Consider the following 353-nt stretch of genomic DNA (forward strand, 5'->3'; position numbering starts at 1 on the left):
GTGTAATTAAACAAGTTTCCGAAGAATTAAAATTAACAAAAGACCAATGGCTGAGAGTTTATAAAAGCGCAACTGCCCCTTCTGGTACAGCAAAAGCAATATTTCGTTATCAAATAAGACGAAACGGAACATTGTGGATGGCTCAACCAATGCTACAAGTCGGAACGATACCTTCCAGCTTTTTAGAAAACCCAAATGACTTTGTAGATAAAGATAAAATCATGGAAGAGTTGGCTGACAAAGTAGCAACTGAACAATATAACAAAAAAGTAACAGAATTAGAAAGAAAGATTTCAGCGAATGAAAAAGGCGTTGAAATTATATCTGAAAAACACGAAACCTTTTTGAATGAT

General features: G+C 34.3%; 1 protein-coding gene. It reads left to right on the forward strand.

The window, feature by feature from the left end; translation table 11 throughout:
- Window positions 1-353, forward strand: a 353-nt coding sequence (locus MR058_RS23025; RefSeq protein ID WP_242145946.1) for a hypothetical protein, incomplete at both ends; no start/stop codon positions are given.

This window comes from Bacillus cereus group sp. BfR-BA-01430, from assembly GCF_022663115.1.
In the GTDB taxonomy this organism is placed as follows: domain Bacteria; phylum Bacillota; class Bacilli; order Bacillales; family Bacillaceae_G; genus Bacillus_A; species Bacillus_A cereus_BD.